This is a genomic window from Roseateles sp. (assembly GCF_049240545.1).
In the GTDB taxonomy this organism is placed as follows: Bacteria; Pseudomonadota; Gammaproteobacteria; order Burkholderiales; family Burkholderiaceae_C; genus Paucibacter_A.
Genome location: NZ_JBMLSK010000069.1, coordinates 1 through 2,431 on the forward strand (window position 1 = coordinate 1; position 2,431 = coordinate 2,431).

General features: G+C 68.2%; 2 protein-coding genes. One reads left to right on the plus strand and one right to left on the minus strand.

Going from position 1 to position 2,431, the window contains the following annotated elements; genetic code table 11:
- The coding region (locus ACOVRJ_RS03990) for a class II aldolase/adducin family protein (protein ID WP_422042604.1) at positions 1 to 566 on the plus strand (566 nt) is incomplete at its 5' end.
- 15 nt (positions 567 to 581) lie between these two features.
- Here ACOVRJ_RS03990 and ACOVRJ_RS03995 read toward each other — a convergent pair.
- Positions 582 to 1,976, minus strand: coding sequence for an IS110 family transposase (locus ACOVRJ_RS03995; RefSeq protein WP_422042605.1), 1,395 nt, complete (start codon positions 1,974 to 1,976; stop codon positions 582 to 584).
- Positions 1,977 to 2,431 lie beyond the last annotated feature (455 nt).

The window sequence follows — 2,431 nt, forward strand, 5'->3', positions numbered from 1 at the left end:
GCCTGATGATCAGCACGGCCGGCGCGATCTCGGGCCGGCTCGACGCCGAGCGTTTCGTCATCACCCCGCGCCGCCGGGACCGCCTCGACCTCAAGCCCGCCAGCCTGGTGCGCGCCACGCGCTTCGCGGCCGAGACCGGCAAACGCGCCAGCCGGACGAGCCGCCTGCACGGACTGATCTACGCCGCCAATCCCGATGTCGGCGTGGTGATCAACGCGCAGCCGATGTGCGCGAGCGCCTTTTGCATGACGGACGCGGCCTTCTCCTCGCGCACCATCCCGGAGAGTTACCTCGTGCTCGGCGATGCGCCCAAGGTGCCCTTCGCCTGCGTGGTCAACGACGCCGAGGCGCTGGCCGCGCGCATGTCGCTAAAGAAGTGTCCGGTGCTGCTGATCGAGAACGAGGGCGCGCTGATCGTGGGCCGCACGCTGCTCGAGGCCTTCGACCGACTGGAAGTGCTCGAGGCGACGGCGGAGGCGCTGCAACTCAGCCGCCCGCTCGGCCCGCTCGTGCCCATGCCCGACGAGGCGCTGGCCGAGCTGCGCCGAGCCTTCGGCATGGGCTGAACCTCTCAAGTAACATCATGCAGTCTGTTGGATGGGAGTGAGTTGGAATCCGAGGGTTTCGGCCTTGGAGCGGAGTTGTTTGAGGGTGCGGGCGAGGCGGCGTTGTTCGGCTTGGGCGTGAAGCTGCGGACGATAGGGCTGCTTGGTGCTCAGCACGGCGTAAACGATGCGCGCGAGTTTGTGGGCGGTGGCCACCAAGGCCGCGGCTCCGCCGAGCTTGCCACGCATGCGGCGGTAAAATTCCCCGAGCTCGTTCTTGGCGTGGTGCAGCCCTTGCGCCGCCAGCCGCAGGGCTCGCGCCGCGCGGTTGGCGCTGGGTTTGGTGTGGGCGGAGAGCAGCTTGCCGCCGCTCACCCGGTTGTCCGGGCACAGGCTCAGCCACGAGGCGAAGTGCTTGCCGCTTCTAAACGCGCCGAGGTCCCCGCCCAGCTCCGCCCACAGGGTTTGCGCGGTGGTGACGTTGATGCCCGGGATCGTCGTCAGATCCACCCCGAGATGACGCAGCAACTCGCCGCGCACGTCGTAGGCGGGCTGGTGTCGGTTGGCTCCTCCGGATCGCGGCTTGCCCTTGGTCTTCGCGCCGGTCTCTCCCTCGGTGGCGGTTTGCGCGGCCGCCTCGGGCTTGATCTCGGCCGGCTCCAAAGCGGCGAGCACTCCGGCGATCTTTTTGTCCACTTCCGCGATCTGGCGCACGACGAAGCCGTGACCCTCGTAGGCTTGGCGCAGGCAAAAGAGGTGCTCCTCGCGATAGTCGCCGGTGAGTGCGGCGCAGAGGGTCGCCTTGCTCGCCTTCAGGCGCTTGTCGCCGAGCGCGGCCAGCGCCGCCGGCTCGCGTTGTCCGGCCAGGATCGCCTCCACGATGTCCGTGCCGCTCTTGCCGGTGAGGTCCGCGATGACGTGGTGGATCTGGAGGTTCATTTGGTCGAGCGCCTTGTGCATGTGCTGGATGTGCCAGGCGCTGTGGCGCACCAAGGCGTCGCGGTGGCGCCACAAAGCGCGCACTCCGCGCACATGCGCGGCGGGCCGGAAGGCGGCGCGCAAGAGGCCGACGGAGTGCAGGTATTGCAGCCACTGGCAGTCAGCCACGTCGGTCTTGCGGCCCGGCACGTTCTTCACGTGCCGCGGATTGACCAGGCAGACCTCGACGCCGGCTTCTTCGAGCAGTTCGGCCAAGGGTATCCAGTAAACGCTGGTCGCCTCCATCGCCACGGTGGTGACGCCGTGCTCTTGGAGCCAGGCGACCAGCTTGCGCAGGTCCTCGGTGAAGGTCTCGAAGCGACGCACCGGGGCGTCGGCGGCGTCGGCGGACACGGCCACGTAGATCTCGCGCGCACCGATGTCGGCGCCGGCGGCGTGGGGGTTGAGCACGGGTTGCACCCGAGCGGGTTTGGCTTTGCGCGTCTTGGGCATGGACGTAGGGTGGCGACGTCGCCGCAAGGCGGCCCCTTGGCGCGAAGGACAATCCGCACTCTCTCAAACGGGATGCTCCCGCCCGACTTTAAAGGCGGGGCGGGGCTCACCACGGGTTTGGACGCGCGCCAAGGGCACCACGCTAGATTACGGGCTCGGCCGAAGCCGCAGCACCAAGGATAAGCCGGTGTTCGCTTGCCTCTCACGGTGACGTCTTCGCCACCTTGCCGCACTCGCCCCGGCGCTGTCAGTCCCTTGTTACTCCGCTGCTTTGTCCGGGCTCGCCCCGGGGTGGTCGCTAGATCCGGCAGTAGCCCCGGCGAAAGATCGCGCAAGATGTTGAACCAGATGGCGAGCGCAGCGACCCGAAGGCGCACCTGGAAGGTGCGTCGAGCGGTCGATGCGCTCGGCAGGTGGTCAACAGGTTGCGCGAGATGAGCTGCGGCTACTGCCGG

Coding starts and splice junctions, on each gene's coding strand:
- ACOVRJ_RS03995 (WP_422042605.1), bottom strand. CDS start 1,976: ATGCCCAAGACGCGCAAAGCCAAACCCGCTCGGGTGCAACCCGTGCTC.